The 18139-nt window shown below is 45.4% G+C and carries 15 protein-coding genes and 4 pseudogenes; 11 read left to right on the top strand and 8 right to left on the bottom strand.

Annotated features, from left to right (window positions below; translation table 11 throughout):
• Positions 1 to 248: 248 nt before the first annotated feature.
• From AC6R0R_RS05155 to AC6R0R_RS05140, 4 genes and pseudogenes are all read right to left on the bottom strand, one after another.
• Complete coding sequence (locus AC6R0R_RS05155; protein WP_500625939.1) at positions 249 to 1253, bottom strand: YecA family protein; 1005 nt, start codon at positions 1251 to 1253, stop codon at positions 249 to 251.
• Entirely contained in the window at positions 1253 to 2620 is a 1368-nt protein-coding gene (locus AC6R0R_RS05150) for a type II toxin-antitoxin system HipA family toxin (protein WP_500625938.1), read from the bottom strand. The genes AC6R0R_RS05155 and AC6R0R_RS05150 overlap by 1 nt, the downstream gene beginning before the upstream one ends.
• Positions 2610 to 2900, bottom strand: a complete 291-nt coding sequence (locus AC6R0R_RS05145; protein WP_500625961.1) for a helix-turn-helix domain-containing protein — start codon at positions 2898 to 2900, stop codon at positions 2610 to 2612. Before AC6R0R_RS05145 ends, AC6R0R_RS05150 begins: the two co-directional genes overlap by 11 nt.
• 194 nt (positions 2901 to 3094) lie before the next feature.
• Positions 3095 to 3172 (bottom strand): annotated as a pseudogene (locus tag AC6R0R_RS05140) (IS200/IS605 family transposase); the annotation flags it as partial.
• 63 nt (positions 3173 to 3235) lie between these two features.
• On the opposite strand from AC6R0R_RS05140, the pseudogene AC6R0R_RS05135 reads away from it, so the two are divergent.
• A pseudogene (locus tag AC6R0R_RS05135) lies at positions 3236 to 4296 on the top strand (IS256 family transposase); the annotation flags it as partial.
• A 131-nt stretch (positions 4297 to 4427) separates the two neighbouring features.
• On the opposite strand, the pseudogene AC6R0R_RS05130 reads toward AC6R0R_RS05135, so the two are convergent.
• The 4 genes and pseudogenes from AC6R0R_RS05130 to AC6R0R_RS05115 form a co-directional block, all read right to left on the bottom strand.
• A pseudogene (locus tag AC6R0R_RS05130) lies at positions 4428 to 4601 on the bottom strand (IS4 family transposase); the annotation flags it as partial.
• 81 nt (positions 4602 to 4682) lie between these two features.
• Entirely contained in the window at positions 4683 to 5639 is a 957-nt protein-coding gene (locus tag AC6R0R_RS05125; protein WP_500625937.1) for a ParB family protein, read from the bottom strand.
• A 1-nt stretch (position 5640) separates the two neighbouring features.
• Positions 5641 to 6888 carry a ParA family protein gene (locus tag AC6R0R_RS05120; protein WP_500625936.1) on the bottom strand — a complete coding sequence of 416 codons (1248 nt, stop codon included), beginning with the start codon at positions 6886 to 6888 and terminating at the stop codon, positions 5641 to 5643.
• A gap of 642 nt (positions 6889 to 7530) precedes the next feature.
• Positions 7531 to 8523: an ABC transporter substrate-binding protein gene (locus AC6R0R_RS05115; protein WP_500625960.1), complete on the bottom strand. Its 993-nt coding sequence runs from the start codon at positions 8521 to 8523 to the stop codon at positions 7531 to 7533.
• Positions 8524 to 8794: 271 nt separating this feature from the next.
• Between AC6R0R_RS05115 and AC6R0R_RS05110 the strand changes: the two genes are divergently transcribed.
• From AC6R0R_RS05110 to AC6R0R_RS05065, 10 genes and pseudogenes are all read left to right on the top strand, one after another.
• The gene (locus AC6R0R_RS05110) at positions 8795 to 9871 is read left to right on the top strand and encodes a replication initiation protein (RefSeq protein ID WP_500625935.1); all 1077 of its coding nucleotides are present in this window, start codon (positions 8795 to 8797) and stop codon (positions 9869 to 9871) included.
• Between the two features lie 1535 nt (positions 9872 to 11406).
• Positions 11407 to 11589 carry a hypothetical protein gene (locus AC6R0R_RS05105; RefSeq protein ID WP_500625934.1) on the top strand — a complete coding sequence of 61 codons (183 nt, stop codon included), beginning with the start codon at positions 11407 to 11409 and terminating at the stop codon, positions 11587 to 11589.
• Positions 11590 to 11655: 66 nt separating this feature from the next.
• A complete protein-coding gene (locus AC6R0R_RS05100; RefSeq protein ID WP_500625933.1) occupies positions 11656 to 12549 on the top strand; it encodes a hypothetical protein in 894 nt (297 codons plus the stop codon).
• A 47-nt stretch (positions 12550 to 12596) separates the two neighbouring features.
• Complete coding sequence (locus tag AC6R0R_RS05095; protein WP_500625932.1) at positions 12597 to 13784, top strand: hypothetical protein; 1188 nt, start codon at positions 12597 to 12599, stop codon at positions 13782 to 13784.
• The gene (locus tag AC6R0R_RS05090; RefSeq protein ID WP_500625931.1) at positions 13777 to 14136 is read left to right on the top strand and encodes a hypothetical protein; all 360 of its coding nucleotides are present in this window, start codon (positions 13777 to 13779) and stop codon (positions 14134 to 14136) included. Before AC6R0R_RS05095 ends, AC6R0R_RS05090 begins: the two co-directional genes overlap by 8 nt.
• Positions 14137 to 14141: 5 nt before the next feature.
• Complete coding sequence (locus tag AC6R0R_RS05085; RefSeq protein WP_500625930.1) at positions 14142 to 14534, top strand: hypothetical protein; 393 nt, start codon at positions 14142 to 14144, stop codon at positions 14532 to 14534.
• A 10-nt stretch (positions 14535 to 14544) separates the two neighbouring features.
• Positions 14545 to 15141: a hypothetical protein gene (locus AC6R0R_RS05080; protein WP_500625929.1), complete on the top strand. Its 597-nt coding sequence runs from the start codon at positions 14545 to 14547 to the stop codon at positions 15139 to 15141.
• 236 nt (positions 15142 to 15377) lie between these two features.
• Positions 15378 to 15723: pseudogene (locus AC6R0R_RS05075) on the top strand (IS30 family transposase); the annotation flags it as partial.
• 169 nt (positions 15724 to 15892) lie between these two features.
• Positions 15893 to 16864, top strand: coding sequence for a GGDEF domain-containing protein (locus AC6R0R_RS05070; protein WP_500625928.1), 972 nt, complete (start codon positions 15893 to 15895; stop codon positions 16862 to 16864).
• Between the two features lie 50 nt (positions 16865 to 16914).
• Positions 16915 to 18123 carry an IS256 family transposase gene (locus AC6R0R_RS05065; RefSeq protein WP_500625927.1) on the top strand — a complete coding sequence of 403 codons (1209 nt, stop codon included), beginning with the start codon at positions 16915 to 16917 and terminating at the stop codon, positions 18121 to 18123.
• Positions 18124 to 18139 lie beyond the last annotated feature (16 nt).

The raw sequence follows: 18139 nt of genomic DNA, 5'->3' as shown, positions 1-18139 counted from the left end.
CATCATGTTAAGCCGGGTCAGTAAAAGCAAACTCGTTGTCGATGCTTTTACTGACCCAAAACATCGAATAGTTTTTTCACCCGTCGAAAATGTCTTAAAAGCCCTGTTATTTCTTGTAAATACTGGGCTTTTTTATTTTTCCCGTCCAAATCGGTTTGCAGATGTCCGTTACCAACTACCTGTTTAGTGGTGGGCCGCCAATATTAGCCTGAGTACCTGCTCATACATTTTCGCTTACGAAGACCTTGCTATTTATTGATTGTGAATTGAAAAGTTTGCTTCAATAAAGGCAGTACCTGTACCGTTCTACCAATAGGTTCCGTGTATAAAAAACGCCTTGGATCAATACTCACAAATCCCCAAAACTGTAAAAATCGCTCAATAAACCGAGATTCGATGAGCATGCTTAGGTTTCTTTCCGGCGAGAAGTAATTATCTACTGGGAAACCCTGTAGTAAATCAGGGAAAGCTATCATCACTTCGTCTACCAGTTGATCCACCTTGTTGTGGCTTTGAATGCGCCACAACATAAACAGCCAAAAGGTTCGTAAGTCGGCATCATACTCAAAACCGTCCAAATAGCCCCAATTATATTTGCTGATGGCGGCCTCTAACATAGGTTTGAAAAAGGTCTCTATGCCTAGCGCTTGATACTGCTTTTGCGCTGATTTTTTTACATGGTAGCGACCGCTTCGCCGATAAATAATGCCACTAATTTCGGCGAGCACTCGGGTATAGTGCAAGGCATTGAATTTGTCTTCGTTGCTGCCCGCAAACTCGCTGATACTTATATCACGTTCGAATTGAGCAACGGCAAACTCCGGCAATAACTCACTAGCCTGTTTGACTAATTTAGTTGGTAAGTTGCCTTTACTAGTGGCTTTGAAGGAGCCTTCTTGCGCAATAGCTTCATCAAGAATGAGGGCTAAATAGCGCATCACCGGACTGGCAGAAAGAGAGTCGGGTGTGCTGATTGTCACCCACTTTAATTCGTCGAAAGGCGCATAAAGCCAATTGGCCATTTGCGTTGGCGTCACACCACAAAAATCAGGATGAGGTTGATTATTGCGATGGTGCGCTTTGTGCTGCAAGGCTGCGTTTAGTTCATCAATGCTTAAACTTGGGTTCATTGCCAGCATGGTTTCAACATCATCGAAGATTTGGGCATGTTGCTTGGAAACGCTACTCATACAACAACGTTTAAATTTTTTACCACTGCCGCAATGACAAGGATCGTTTCGGCCGTGCTTCATTATTGTCCCTTCTTATTTTTATAGAACAACACTGCATTCTCTTGTTTGCGCTGATCCAATGTCTTAGAAATTGCAGACATTGTTGTCTTACTGATCTCTTGTTGCTGTGCAAGATAAGTAAATTGGCTGATGGCTTCTGCGACTTCTTCAATGACTTGCTTTGCCTCATGCCAGCTCCCATAGCCAGCACTGGTAGCAAGTTTTTGCATCACCTTAAGCGGTGGCGCTTTGCCATAACCGCCGAAAGCAGTGGCGTGTTCATTGAATGGATGTGGGCTGTAGGTCACATCGTAAAAAGGTGCAGGATCCCATTGACCTTCATCCGCTTGCAAAAACGCCCAATTTTTACTGTGGTCGTCTTGATTAGACGACAGCAGGTTAAAAATGGCGCGACGAAATTGCAGCTGACCAGCCGCGGGGGATTTACACAACTGACGGCTGGCTTTAATCAAGTCAATATAATCTAAACTTGGCGTTCGAAAGTCTGCATCCAGCAGCCCGCAAGCGCTGTGCATATGCAAGCGACCTGCACTGCGCTTGCTGCCTAAGTCGGTCGGTTCCGTGACATAATCAAAACGCTTAAGCGCTAACCAAGCAGACGCACCGCTTGTAGGTGGTGCTTCAATGAGTTGCCATTGCGGCGGTTGACACTTAGCAAGTTCTGCCATTTGTAAATAAACCGCCTCACACAAACCTTCTTCATGACCGAGCGCAAGATTCTTCGAGGTAAATTTAATCAGCCAAGCCTCATCTCCAGGCTGAGCAAAGGTTCGACAATGCTGAGTTTCTCCAGTAGGCATATAAATCTGCGCCTTAGGCCTTGCCCCACCCGAACTACCACCGGCAACTAATGCGGCCAACACCTGTTGCGTATACCCATCTAACTCATCGTGATTATCATCCATATAATCTGACATCGAAGAATCGAACAGCGTTTGTGCTTCCAAGCCTAACGTCGCTAAATCAATTTCCGAGTTCGTCGTGGCTGAAAACTCAGACACCGGAGAAAAAGACAATGCTCCCATGCCTTTATCACCAACAAAGGCCAGTCTATCCATCGCCGTTAATTGATTAGGCAGGATATCCTTTTGCCGGAAAATACGATCTTGTAACAACATGCCCCAGCCATCGGGCAAACAATCTCCAAATACGCCATGTACACCTTGGTGCGGCGCTTTAGGTGCGGCTTGAACTTGCGTACTCGACAGCAAGGTAAACGGTGATAAATTGCCAAACTGCTGCAAATAACGATCTGCATACTGAAAAAAGACGCCTTGTCGATTCTGCGCCAAGACTCCAACAGAGATCTGCTCACCTGAGCTTAGCGTACGAATTACAGTGAGTTTTTGAATGGGTTTAAAACTCATCTTTTAGCACCTCATCAATACTCGTGGGCATAGCAGCGCGTTCTTTGCTAGGTTGTGTGAGCTGATAAAGCCTATCTAGCGAATCAAGGGTCTGCCATAGCAACAGCAATTGGCGAAATGAAATTTGCCCGGTCAGCTCAAATTTCTTAATGGTGGCCGCAGGTACGCAGCTTCGCTCAGCAAGCGCCGCTCGTGACAGCTTTGCCTGCCTGCGTAACTCACGTAAATAAGCCGCATAGGCTTGGCTTACATCGGTATCATCAAGTAAGGTAAAGTTCATCCGCAAAGACCAAGTAGATACAGTTATATCCATTATATCGAAATAAAACAGAAATTGGACACTATAATATCCATAAGTGCGTAGGATGTTGAACAATCACTCGATAAAGCCCTTCAAACTGCTATTTTTAGCAATTTCGCCGTAAACCATCGCCCGATGAGGGCGGGGATATAAGGCGTAGACGCGATAGCGTCTTAATCTGGGGTCGATTGACTTTCCACATAAGCTTTTAATGTTTCAATAGTCGCACCGCCAGCAGTGCAAGCAAAGTAGAGAGTGTCCTGAATTCTGTGTAACTGTCTAGACTTAAGCCTTAAAGGCTAAGGATGGACAATATGGATAAGAAAGCACTCGAAGCTTTTGCTCGTGAAGCAGCAAAGTCAATTAAGACTGAATCTGATCTTGATGACTTCCGAAAAATGTTAACCAAGTGACCGTTGAAACGGCGTTAAACGCTGAACTCGATGAGCACCTTGGGTATCAAAAACACCAACCTAGAACCAGCTCCAACTCCCGCAATGGCTACTCGGGTAAATCAATCATCACCGATGATGGAGAAGTCGATATCGACGTCCCTCGCGACCGCGAAGCTAGCTTTGAACCTCAACTCGTCCGCAAGCACCAAACTCGATTCCAATCTATGGACGACAAGATATTGAGCCTGTACGCGAAAGGCATGACCACACGTGAAATCGTCGCAACGTTCAAGGAAATGTATGATGCTGATGTCTCGCCAACGCTGATATCAAAGGTGACCGACTCGGTACTCGAACAAGTGATTGAATGGCAGTCGCGACCTCTCGACGACATTTACCCTATCGTCTATCTCGATTGCATCGTGGTTAAGGTGCGTCAAGACAAGCAAGTCATCAACAAAGCGGTCTATCTTGCGTTAGGCGTCAACATGGAAGGCCAAAAAGAACTGCTCGGCATGTGGCTCTCTGAAACGGAAGGCGCCAAGTTCTGGCTTAACGTGCTGACAGAGCTTCAAAACCGTGGGGTAAAAGACATCCTTATCGCTTGCGTTGACGGACTAAAAGGTGTTCCTGACGCCATCAACACTGCGTTCCCAGAGACGCAAATACAGCTCTGTATCGTCCACATGGTGCGAAACTCGGTCAAATACGTCCCTTGGAAAGACTACAAAGCGGTGACGGCTGACCTGAAGAAAATCTACCAATCAGCCACAGAAGATGAGGCACTGCTCGCTTTAGAGCAGTTCTCTGAACGATGGGATAGTAAATATCCTCAAATCAGTCGCTCTTGGACGGCGCATTGGGAGAACCTCAACACCCTGTTTAACTACCCAGAGGATATTCGCCGAGCCATTGACACGACTAACGCCATTGAATCCCTCAACAGCGTTATTAGAAAAGCGATCAAGAAGCGCAAGCTCTAAACCGCTTTATGATTATGTTCGAAGATCGACTCACTGAATACATGTAACCCCGACAGTTACACAGAATTATTTACAGGGTCGCAAAGTATGAACGATGCTATAGGGCGGAGCTTTTGCACTAATGCCGTTCACTTAAGGTGAGCGGCATTGTTTTTTCTAGGGTATCGGCTTGGTTCTTTCTGAACGACTCTAGGGAAGGCTCTTTCTCGGCTAGGTTCTCGTATTAAACTCTCACTCATTGAGTAGAAGTTTTGGAGTTGCCTCGGGATTGCTCCTGGTGACGAGTATGGAAGTCCCACTATCCGGCACATGATCTAAGATCAACTCAGGTAAAACAACCCCCATTGTCCCCACATTTTGTTGATGCTATCGCATCAATCGCCTTATTCCATTTCAGTAACTCTCTGCTCAACAAACGCGATAATGTCATCATAGAGCTCAGTAGGCAGGCGGCTAAGTTCGATTTTTAGTCCGCGCTTATCACTACTGCGAGAGACCTTGGCATATTTGTTCTTGTCATCAAAATTTGCGATCGCTTGAGTGTCCCAGCTGACTTTCTCTGTGCCCATCGCAATCTGCGCTTCCATCAAGCTAAGTACATGCTTTTGCTTGTCTTCAACATTGTCAAAATCGTCGAGTTTTACCTTGAGTGATTGGATGAAGCGTGATGCAGTCACCCCCTCTTTAGCTAGATACTTTTCGACCTTGGCAATTTTGGCGTAATAGCCATTAGGGATCCCCTCACAGTCCGGGAACACTTCTATCAAGCGTTGGTCGATTGCCGCAGCGGCAAAACGTTTACGACAAGTTTCTCGGCCAATATTGAGATACTCGGCTAGCTCATCAATCTTTTTAAACTGCTGCTCTTGCATAATACTTTGGTAGTCTGCACCTAGCTCACGATAAGATAAGCGCTTAACCGATTGAGTTGTTTGAATGAACGCAACGAGATCAGCTTGGTCAACGCTATCTTCAATCACCCACAAAGGCAGGTCTTTTTTTGCATGCACACAAGCAAACCGGCGGCGTGAGCTATCAAGTAATTGATAAGTGCCCTGCTCGTCTTTAAGCGCAACCCCTTCGGTATGCACGCCCTCTTCTTGAATGGTTGGCAAGATGTCACGCACTGAATCCAGCGTGAGTGATTCTTGACGTCGAGGATTCAGAGAATGGATGGCCGTTTTCTGAGTCAACTCGTCCGCTTTAACGACGACTCGTTCCGCTGTGGCGGTTTTACCACTCGCAAAGGTGAAGACCTTTTTAGGGCTCTCTGATTTGCTACGCTTACCAAGTTGATTGCCTTGGTTGAATCCAGTGCGTTTATCTTGTGGTCGTAACATGTTAAAGCCCCTTAGTTGCTAGCTGTTTGATTTCAGTGATGAATTGGTGGTAAACGGCGTTCACGGATGTCATAGCAAGGTCGAATTGTTTACCACTACAAACCTGCTCTGATTTACGAATATCCAGCACCGTTCGGTTGCTCTCTGCCGCTGCAACAAACGCCTCAGAGTGGCGAATCGCTGTCGATAGCAAGTGCCCTTGTGCTGCGCGCAACAACTTATCGAACACCTTCACCTCATGTGCGCTTTTATCATCAAAATTCACCGGCAAAAGTTTCGCCCATTTCAGATTTATACCTTTAGAAGGCAGTTCTCGGAACGTACCCGGCATGGTGCCCATATAATTACTGGTTGATGCAAAGTCGAATTCGCGGGGCGTTACCGGGATCAGCACGGCATCGGCCGCTTCGTTAACGGCCCACAAGATTGGAGAGTTTTGTGGCGGCGTATCAATAAATATGAGGTCATACTCTTTCTTAAGCACGGGTAAGACTTTCTCCCGTAATACACTCACCATCTTTGCCTGCCCTACCTCATCTTGCCCCCAGTAGAAGTCGACAAATCGCTCATCAGACGGGAACGCGGGAATCACATCGAGGTTCGGAAGATGCGTCTTAAATGGAATAGCCTTCACGAGATCTTCGTAGCTATAGTCGTTGAGGTATTGCGCGAAGTCCCCTTCCGGCTCAAACTCAGATAGGGCAATGTCGACCGCTGTCATATACACAGACTCATCATCCGCTTGGTGAATAAGGTTCTGCCCTGTCGAACCCTGTGGGTCTAGGTCTATTACTAAGCATCGAGCATTTAGGTTAAGGTCGAGCGCTGTCGCCGTCGCTAATGTCACTGTGGTGGTCGACTTCCCGGTGCCGCCTTTGTGGTTCTCCACCACAATTGTGGTCGGCTCAAAGCGCTGGTTATATTTAGGGAAGTTCATGAAAGCCATCATGTTCGCCACGTCAAAGCGATTATAGAGGTGTGTGCGCCCTTGAATGATGGGGGCGCCGATAATGCCCTGCTCTGTTGCCTCATCGATTCGTGAGTTAAACGTTACTCGAGATAGGCCAAACAACTCTTGAAGCTCTTTCTTCTTAAGTGAATGGTTGTAGATGAGACGGTCTACGCTCCCCTCTACCTCGCTATCCGTAACGTTGATCTGCATACGCTCTTTGATGACCGCTTTGAGATCAGCCTGCTCTTGTTGCATTCGTTCGCATACAAGCTCTAATGAATCGATGATAGTGCTCATTGAGTATCCCTAGTGCCTTAGTAGTTTCCATCTATCATACATCACTAAAGTGGACAGTTAAACCATAGAAGAGATAAAATTACCATTAATGGTTTAAACTAGAAATAACTCTGTGGGGACAATGGGGGTTGTTTTGTTTTATAAGACAATGCGAGTGTAGCTCTCAAGGCATCCTTATATAGATTACAGGTACGATTAAGATGGAACTCTTAAATATGTTGTTCCCTCCATTTAAGTCCCTCAAAACAAGAGTTCGCCGTCTGTTTGCCGGAATATCCAAATCGATAGGGAATTTGCATCAAATGTAAGGGTAGGGGGGCTATAAAGGTTAGAACTCAATCCTTCAACACCGACTTGATCAGTGACATAGGATCACAATGTAGTGCTTTGACATCCTCCCTAGCTAATCCCCTGGGGGATTCCTGTTTCACAGCGTATTGCTTCAAGTTCAAGAGAACCTAAAGTCTTACTTACGCTCCACCTTTAATGGCTAGGGTGGACGTGGAGGCAATAGTAAGACTAGCCGAGCCAAAAGCTCGACTAGCAGTGCTCAGCGAAGCGTCAAAAAAGAAAAGCTGATAACTCTAGTTGTTGGTTTGGAAACTCAACCGCTTTGGCGGTGAGCAGTTCACAGAAAGTGCTTTAAAGCGCATTCTCTACGTTGCTTGCGACGTCTGCCGACACCCACGCTTTCCAAGTATCAGAATAGTTCTCTAAGAAGTGGTACATCGCTTCTTCAGCATCGGCTTGGTTATCTTCCATCCAAGCGAGTAACTCGCTCATCTGATTGTTAGTAAAGCCGCGGTTTTCGAAGTATTGATAGGCAATAGGCTCGTTCTTAGCAAAACTCTCCGTTGTTAAAGTATAGACGGGTGCGGATGGATACATGGTTACTTTGGGGGTTTCGCACTCAGGTTGAGTTGTACAGTTTCTAAACTCTTCGATATCTGTACCGCTGCCAAAATCAACCTTAACCATATTGTATTTTCCTAGCACAGGAGTAGGGGACCAATAGTAACCAAACCAAGGCTTTTTGCGTTCATAGGCTTTAGCAATCGTGCTTGCTAAAGCAGCCCCTGAACCAGGGTCTATCATTTCGAACTTTTGTTGTTCTAATTCTAGCGCATCAAACAAGTGACCCGCGGTAATTTGGCATGTCCAGCCTGCGGGGCAGCCGTAAAAGGCATACAGTTCATCATTTTCCGGATGCTCAAACAAGTTTGCATACTTTTTTACACCTTCGATGGTTTTGAGTTCTGGGTATTGTTGTACAAGGTAATCAGGAACCCAAAACCCCTCTTCACCACCATCAACCAGTGATGTGCCCGCTAATCGTAAGCGTCCATCAGCGACTCCTTTCTCTAGCGCTTGTTTGATACCGTTGGTCCACATCTCAGGTGCAACATCGGGTTGACCTTTCTCGATCATAGAAGTGCCGGTCGGTACGGTATCGCCGGGAATTAGCTCAGCTTCACATCCGTAGCCTTTATTTAATATGAACAGGTCAATATTGGCGATTAGACTGGCAGAGTTCCAGTTCATATCAGCAATAGCAAACTCACCACATTCATCGGCGTAGGTATGAAAAGAAAGAGAAGAAAGGACTGCGAATGAAAGTACGGATACCTTATACATCATGGGGGAATTCCTTTTAAGTATTCCAATTGTGTAGGCAAAACGGTGCGTTTTTGAGAGTTAACCAACAGAGTCTTGCATAAAGATGATAGTCTAGAATATTCCAGAACCTCGGTCATTATAGGTCAGCACATTCAAATCGAAGCTCACTACGCCAAATCTTGGTAACAAAACAAGTTGTGTTAAATACATAACACAATTTAGGTCTAAATTGGCGTTAGCACCTAAAAAGTGTAATATTAAGCCTAAATTATGTTTGGGATAAACTTTCATGAGCGACGATCAATACTATTACCCTGTAGTCAGTGACAACCTGCCTAAGCACATTAAAAAAGGTCATCAGCTTGTCTTTTCTCGCCAGGATTTATCCGCGCGAGAAGCCGACATGTTTGCCCTCATGGTCGCGCACATGAAAGCCGCAGATTGGGATACTAGCACACCCCATTATGAGTTCACCTCACACCAGCTATCAGAGTGGCTAGGGGTTGAGCCAAAGCACGTTGGTAGTAATCTCAGTCCTGTCGCCAATCGACTCGCGAGCCGAAAAATAGGCATCAAAATAGAGTCCAGAAAAGGGGATACGGAGTTCGATTACCGCCCTCTATTCAAGCATATCGCATACAAAAACGGGGTCCTCACTATGGTTCCCAATGACATGCTTAAATCAGAGTACATCGAGTACAACCAAGGCTTTGCGCTGATCAACACTCGCAACTTTTTTGATGTTAAGAAGGAATACTCCAAACGTCTTTATGAACTCCTAAGCCGATTTAAAGACAAGGGCTTCGAGATGCACACTCAGAAACTGAGCGAGTTAAAAGGAGTGTTCGGCTTACTCGATGAGGCGGGTAAGTTAAAGAAAGACAAAAGCTCGTTTAAGAACAACAGCGTCTTCATGAAGCGCTGCATACGCGAAAGCATCAAAGAGCTGTCAGAACACCCTCAAATCAGTAAAGAGCTCCTGTTCTTAGAAAGTGAGCAAGGTGATAAAGGTTTTGAGGTAGTTAAGAAAGGACGCACAATTACCGGCATCAAGTTCCTGTTTCGATGGTTAAAACTTGGCACAATCGATGAGCTCAACCGCCACGACGCACTGAAAACAATCAAAGAGTTAGAATTGAAGCGCCTGCAAAATAGTGTTCGCCTCTCAGAAGCTGAGCTTGAAGCTTTGGCTATTGCTTACCGCTATGTTGGACGTGAAGAGCATGCCCTTAAAGTAGAGGAGAGTTTATCGCGCCGTCATCTCTCTCAATCCCAAGAGGAACTGAACAGCGAAGAAGACGAACTGGAATCACTGATAGAGAAGATAGACACCTTATCGGGCCTAAGTGACAACCCTGACTATTAATAGATGACACATTTTAGGTATGCAGCTCTCATAACCCTCATCTTTTAGGGGCGTGACTGTGATATGTGACACAAAAAAGGTGCACAAAGCATTTTTCGACCTAAAAGCTGTCAGACAAACGAGTAGATTCGTGACCAAGCTATTTTAGATGATTGATTACACCTAAATAGTGTAACGTAAATAGGTTAAACACCTAAAAAGTGTCACACCAATACCTACAATAGGATCCCAAACACCTAAATAGTGTCATCAAAAGACCTAGAAAGTGATCAATAACACCTAAAATAGGATCCTAAACACCTAAATAGTGTTATACAATAGCCTAAAATAGGATCACAAAACTCAATTTATCTTTTAAAAATCAAACAGTTACCATTGCTATAGATCTTATAGATTTATAGTTTAAATAGATTAGTATACTTAAATATAGATCCTTATAGTGGCTGTGGATAACTGGAAAATCAAAGATTTACGCAGTTTCCCACAACCACCATCAAATCTTCTTTTTCTGTTTTTTTTTCCAAACATCGCATTTTAGGTCTTTCAAGACATAATCTAGGTTCAGCGCGTTATGGTAGCTTGCCTACGTTCTGTGAAGATCACTTACACCAAAAATAACGGAGCTACAGCGCACTCATAAGTGGAAAGGCGGTGTGGTCATTCAGATAATGCCGATAAAAACGCAACTAGAGTGATTCTAATGCGCTATTTACGTGAGTTGGAACCAGCAGCATAACTAATTAATCAGGTTCGGGCAGAACCGTAGCGTCTGTGAAGTGAGTGGCATTAGCCGCCAGCAGCAGAAAGTAGATGATAGAGTAATATGTCATCGCCTGTATTCAGGAATCACCGTCCTTTGGAGCGGTGAGCATGTCAAAATATCATCTTCAATCCTCCTTTGGGCCATTACACCACGGTCCTTGCTTCTTCGATCAATGCTGACCTAAGAAAGACAACGTTAGAATTTTCTCGGATACCTAAAGATGTCCTGGCAGACATTGAAAAATACGCTCGAAAAAAGGTGAGAGAAACCTCTTAAATTACCCAAAACTTAAATTCCCCTGAAAGCCTTGTATATCAAGGGGGCTGGGTGATATTTGGTTAAATTAAAGGGCCCTTTATCCCCCAAAAAAATCAGCATGTTTTACGCTTTGGAAATTTGAATTAACTGATAGATTAGAAGAGTTACGGGATAAAAAAAGCCCGACCGACTTTGGCGATGAGCCTTCATGTAGTAAGCAAGTCCAACTGAAAAAAGAGAGGTGTAACTATGTTCAATAAAATGACAAAGAATGTGCTTGGGGTGACGGTTTTTTTTGCTCTCCTATATCTAACAGGTTTTGTAGAACTTTGGGATAGCGCGGTATACGCACTGATTGATTACTACGACGCATTGTAATGGTTCGCTTGTTCAACATCTGGTGCAGTACAAGTGCAACAGGCGAGTGCGAGCTTCCCGAATTTGTGTCCGAGGTTTCCTAAGACGATGATACGCCAGAACAGCTTAGCAAGCATAACGCAAGAGTGAGTTGTTCTTGATTTGTATAGGTATTCTCCTTAAAACTGACAATTTTACGGATGCGACAACGATCGACATCGACTCCCTCACCGGCGATCGCTCGAATGTACTCGAAGTGAACATCGAGCGTGCAGAGAACTTCGATGCAGACGAATTGCGCCGTGATGCCTACGAGGAAGGCTGGAACAAGCTTCAGTAGGTAGTTTGGAAATTTTAAATGCTCTGTAGAATTTTAAAGAGCAAGGACACAACAAAGAGACGAAAGATGAAAACATTAAAAAAACTATTCGCGGTGGCAACGGGCGTTGCGCTATTAAACGGGTGTGTGGTGATAGGTGTGCCTGAGCCTACAGAGTTCAGCGCCGAGCACTCATATGCGTTTAATGTGGCGAACCAAACTCACTTAACCAAAAATAGAAGTCCGCTTCGCGATTTCACGCGAGAGGAAATTGAGGAATCAAAGAACATTCTAGAGCGCCGCACAGAGGGGGCCAATGCATCAAAAATTCTGGGCATGGCCAGTGTGTTAACTGGAAATTTAACGGGCATCTTCCATGTCGCTGGCGGGGTTGTGTCAGACACCGCGCTTTCTGGGCATTTGTCTGAAAAAGCACGATGGATTGTTGCTTTGGATTCTCGAGACTTCGCAACAGAAAAAGAGGCCAGCGTCTATATCGCAGAGTCTATACATAAGGCAACAGTGCAAGCGCTAGAGGAGTATTCAGGGGTTAGAGCGCTTGAGAGCGGCACCAAGAGTTCGGTTGTTTACCAAATCTTAGTCGATGGAAAATATCAGTGGGTTAATGCTGGATACCTCAAAGCTTTAATGGAAGGAGAAAAGTTTCGCGGCGTGGAATTGGTCTCAAAAGGAAGCACCAATCTTATTGAGGGTGGAGATGCTTATTTGTTTGGGTTTGACACTACCAATAATGGGATATTCCCAATAGAACCCACGAATTTAGAGCTAATGGGCTTCGATGTCGATAGAGACGAATTTCTCAAGAAACTCACTAGCCTATTACCTCAAGGCTTCTATTTTTACTCGCCCTCGTATCCAAAGTTTTACGGTGCTGACGGCAAAAAGTACGTAGCGTATAAGGTTGTCGTACCGGCTATCTATACGCAGGGTGAAAAATACGAGTTCATCAAACCGGAATAACGTTAGTTTGAGAGGCTGGTTTGGTCAGCCTCTCTTTGGAGGTATCGATGAGAATTTTGATTCTATTTGTTGCAGCTGTGCTTTCCTCGGTGTCGGTTCAAGCGCAAGTTTCCGTGATTTCTGACAACCAAGAGGCGATCACGCTCTCTGTCACTGAGCGTTATGTACTCGGTGATAACGACACATTAAGCAGTGCTAAGGCAATTGCTCTAGAGCAAGCGAAGCGTTCGGCCAGCGACTATGCAGGGTCTTATGTAGAGTCCACGCTGGTTGTAGACGGTAACAATATCACCAAACAGCAAGTGCGCGTTCTTTCGGCGGGTTTCTTGGAAGTGTTGAAAACCAAGAATAGCCGCTCTGTAGATTCCAACGGCAGTATCGTACTAGATGCCAACGCAACAATCAGGCTATCAAAGCAATCTATCAAAGACGGCTTGGCCAAGCTTAAAAGCGATCCTGAGCGCAAAGCAAAGATTGAGCGTTTGGAGCAAGAAAACGCACGCCTGAACGCACAACTGTACGAGTTGACAAACAAAATTAACACCGGCTCTCGCGATGAGTTAATTGAGGCCCGAAACGATGTGTTGTCCAAACTGGACACTAACCGAGAGGCAACCAAGAAAGTCTTTGAGGTTGGCACTCTGTTTCAGCTTGCCAGTCTTGGGGCGCAAGAAGGCGAGCTAGCCAAAGAGACGGTTCAACGGGATGTGTTCGACTATTTCAAGCATCAAACCAAACTCACGCTGGGTAATCCAGAGTTCAGAAAGAACACCAACGGCACGTTCGATGTGTTGGTGCCGGTCAATTGGGAGTTGGACAAAAAGCCTTTGATGGAAGCGCTTGAGCCTTTGTTCCGCTTGAGTACTTCCACCAGACACCGGCCTTGGTATTCCGTTTCGATAAGAAAATACGACAATAGCGGAGACAAGGTTAAGCGCCCGTTTACCGAAGACCTACAAGAGCATATCAGAGAGCATGTTATCGCGATTGAAGTGAAAGCAGGGGACAAGGCTGGCTATCTTCCCATCGGTGCGCTCGGCGGCTTTTTTGGTCATGAGAACTTCGTGATGCACTACAAGAGTGAGCCCAACGGAAACAAGCTGATTAATGAAAAATATCGTAATCCAATCGTGATAAAAGGCGTTTCAGAGAAGACGCTGAAATCAATCACGGCGATTGAGTCAAGAGTGGTCGTGCGTCCAGCAACCGACTTTGCCAAGTGGAAATATGAATAGATTTGTTTTGGTTGGCTTGGTGTGTCTTGCGTCTTTTGGGGCGCAAGCTGAGCCTATAGAGGCGAGCGGCTGCGTACCGGCGACCGGTAATGTGCGACTTGATGACTTAACCGCTAGCGCAAAGGCGAAAGGGCAGTTGTCCCTAGAGCTGGGTAGCACTGTGAGCGCCGAGACGACATATAGCTCTCAGACGAAAGAAAGCAGTCAAGGCGTTACGCAAGTGGACGACATCAGGGAAACCGTGACGCTCAGCGGCTCTCACACGATTGGCCGCGTTAATACGGTTCGCAGTGGCTATGAAACTGTTGGGACCGACAAACTCTATTGCGTGTATATAAAGATGGAGCAATGACATCGATGAACAACATTGAAATTGTTCGATTGAAACGCCTTATCGAAGGTATTCAAAAGCAACATTCCTGCTTACTGTCAGCAGAGTATTTGTGCCAGGAAGTCCAATGCTGCGACCAATTTCTGAGAAAGCATCCTGAACATTTGGGCGGCTATCCGAGCCAGCTAGCGAATAGCGCTCGATTGCTGCTTCTGTGCAGCAAAAGCACGGTGGCCGCACATAGCGAATTGCCCTTGTTTAACGGGCATTCTGAAAACGAGCTACTGAGCGGGAAGGGCGTAGATGCCTTAACAAAGCACATCTACGAAAGCTATAGGAAGTACAAAAGCACGGTAGGGAAGGAAGTGAAAGAAGTCGTACTTCCCAAAGTAGAGAATCAAAGAAAAGCATACGCATAGGAGCGAACGCATGAAGAAAACATTGATTGCGCTGGTTTTGGCCAGCTCTGCATTGGCCGGTTGTTCGAGCACTCCGACTCGCACCGAGATTGTACAAGACGAACTTAATGCTCAGTCGTTGCAACAAAAGTCTGAGCAAGAGAAAGCAGAGAACATTTTGGATTCCGTACCTGCTTGGGCGCTAGAGCCGCCCAAACCCGATAGCACGGGCGTTTACGGGGTTGGCATTGGTGAAAGCAAAAAGCTTCAGTTGGCGATGCAAAAAGCCAGCTTATCTGCGCAATACGAGCTAGCTAAATCCGTTGGCCAAGAGCTCAGCGGTAACGAGCAAAGCTATATCAAAGACACCAATTACGGGACCACAGAGCAATTTACTCAGCTAGTTGATTCTCTGGTCGCTGAAGTGCCAATGCAAGGCTTTGAGACAATCGAGCAAGAGGTAGTCGTCCTAAATGGCCAGTTCACGGCTTACAAGCTCATGAAGTTGCCATATGACCAGCTCAATAAGGCGCTAGAGTCAAAAGAGAACATCCAAGGTCAAGAGCAAGACATCAAAGAGGCGTTCGATAGCCTTCAGGCGCGAATTGCCCAAAAGACGAATCAATAACTCAAACAGGGAGTAAGCAAATGGATGTGTTCGGCGTAATTAACGATAATGCGGCGCTACTTATCGCACTTGTTATTGCTAGCTCCGTAGTCGTCATGTTTCTTTCGTTGGCTTGGGAGATGCTTTTTGGCGGTTACGAACCAAGAGTCTATCTGTACACATAGGCCGAGCACAACGTCTATCGTCAACTCATCAACCGGCTACCGAGGGCTTATATCGTAAATGGGAAAGTGCGTTTAGAGCGTAAAACATGATTTTACGTGGTGAAGAAAGTGCCATCCAAGTCAGCGGATGATGTCACCAAAGGAACCATAGAGCTACTCATGCCTTACAAGGAGTATGTCCATACCATCACGGCAGATAACGGGAGAGAGTTTGCAGGCCATGAAACCATCGCAAAGGCATGTGTACTTTGCCCACCCTTATAGTTCTTGGGAGCGTCGTGTCAATGAGAATGCTAACGGTCTTTTAAGGCAATATGTGAAGAAAGGAACCGACCTAACAACGGTAACAGACAGCGATATTGAATTCGCTTTATCGCGGATAAATTATCGTCCAAGAAAGTGCTTAGACCTCAAGTAGCCAGCGATTGTCTTTAAAGAAATGGCACTGGCTGCTTGATATTGGCGAATGTCGCATGTCGCTGTTGAATTCGGGGGAGGGGGTAAGAAAGTCACGAACAAAACATCCAACCGAAATGGGCATCATCTATAATTGGTCTACTAGTAGCGAATAAAAGGAGCGTTGGGGTATGTTTCCTAATTCGAGGATTGAAAAGTACTATCAGCAATTCGATGAACTTCTAAACTTTTCGGGAGTATCTTGGTGGATTATCGACCTAGAAGATGATCCAGATACTTTTTATTGTAACCGTACTATGTGTGATGTGTTCTATCTTAATCCTGATTTAACCGCCCATTCGGTAAGTAACACCTGTCCCATCGCAGGTGACTACAATAAGCATATCGCTATAAAGAGTACGGCCAAGGCACAAAAAGTCTTCGATGACTATCGAGGGCTTAAAGACAATACCATTAACGAATATCAAAATCGTTTTCCATACTATAACGAGGAGCTGGATCAGGTTCTTTACTTTACGAGTCGGGCTAAAGCATTAGCTCGAAACGATGAAGGTAAGGCAACACTCTTGTTTGGCATTATTGAACCTGAAACAGTCAGTGAAACACTCTATAAGCAGGCTTTGCGTGATGGGCTAACCGGGCTCAGGAATCGCAGGGAATTTGATAATAAGTTGCAGTTTATAATCAACCTTGCTAAAAGAGAGCGGCGTTTAATCTCATTGATCCTTTGCGATGTTGACCATTTTAAGCATTATAACGATAGCCTTGGGCATTATGCTGGTGATGAATGCCTGAAAAAAATTGCCCGTTCACTCGAAAAAGCCAGTTACCGAGAAACGGATATTGTTTGTCGCTACGGGGGGGAGGAGTTTGCGATTATCATATATGGAGAAGACCAGAGTGTATCAGCTTTGGCGGAGCGTATACGCATTGGTGTTTCTGATCTAGCCATTCCCCATCCGTCGCCTGATATCGATATAGTAACTATTAGTGCAGGATTCATATCATTGATCCCAGACGAAAGCATTACCCCGAAAGCTTTGATTGAAAAAGCAGATTACGGACTTTATCTGGCAAAAAATAACGGAAGAAATCAAACTATTGATGGCGAATGCTCGACCCTGAACACGAGAGTGTCCTGAATTCTGTGTAACTGTCTAAACTTAAGCCTTAAAGGCTAAGGATGGACAATATGGATAAGAAAGCACTTGAAGCTTTTGCTCGTGAAGCAGCAAAGTCAATTAAGACTGAATCTGATCTTGATGACTTCCGAAAAATGTTAACCAAGGTGACCGTTGAAACGGCGTTAAACGCTGAACTCGATGAGCACCTTGGGTATCAAAAACACCAACCTAGAACCAGCTCCAACTCCCGCAATGGCTACTCGGGTAAGTCCATTATCACCGATGATGGAGAGGTCGATATCGACGTCCCTCGCAACCGCGAAGCTAGCTTTGAACCTCAACTTGTCCGCAAGCACCAAACTCGATTCCAATCCATGGACGACAAGATATTAAGCCTATATGCGAAAGGCATGACCACACGTGAAATCGTCGCAACGTTCAAGGAAATGTATGATGCAGACGTCTCACCAACGCTGATATCAAAGGTTACCGACTCAATGCTTGAACAAGTGATTGAATGGCAGTCGCGACCTCTCGATGAAATCTATCCCATTGTTTATCTCGATTGCATCGTGGTTAAGGTGCGTCAAGACAAGCAAGTCATCAATAAAGCGGTCTATCTTGCGTTAGGCGTGAACATGGAAGGCCAAAAAGAGCTGCTCGGTATGTGGCTCTCTGAAACGGAAGGTGCCAAATTCTGGCTTAATGTGCTGACTGAGCTTCAAAACCGTGGGATGAAAGACATCCTTATCGCTTGTGTTTACGGACTCAAGGGCTTTCCTGATGCTATCAATACTGCATTCCCAGAGACGCAAATACAGCTCTGTATCGTCCACATGGTGCGAAACTCGGTCAAATACGTCCCTTGGAAAGACTACAAAGCGGTGACGGCTGACCTGAAGAAACTCTACCAATCAGCCACAGAAGATGAGGCACTGCTCGCTTTAGAGCAGTTCTCTGAACGATGGGATAGTAAGTATCCTCAAATCAGTCGCTCTTGGACGGCGCATAGGGACAACCTCAACACCCTGTTTAATTACCCAGAGGATATTCGCCGAGCCATTTACACGACTAACGCCATTGAATCACTCAACAGCGTTATTAGAAAGGCGATCAAGAAACGCAAGCTCTTCCCAACGGATGAATCAGCTAGAAAGGTGATCTACCTGGCTATCCGAGATGCTTCTAAGAAGTGGACCATGCCGATTAGAAACTGGCGACAAGCTCTAAACCGCTTTATGATTATGTTCGAAGACCGACTCACTGAATACATGTAACCTCGACAGTTACACA

It is taken from the genome of Vibrio sp. R12-SW3-ISO1, from assembly GCF_059834005.1.
Note: the sequence above shows the minus strand (reverse complement) of the source record. Positions and strands in the feature narration are given on the sequence as shown.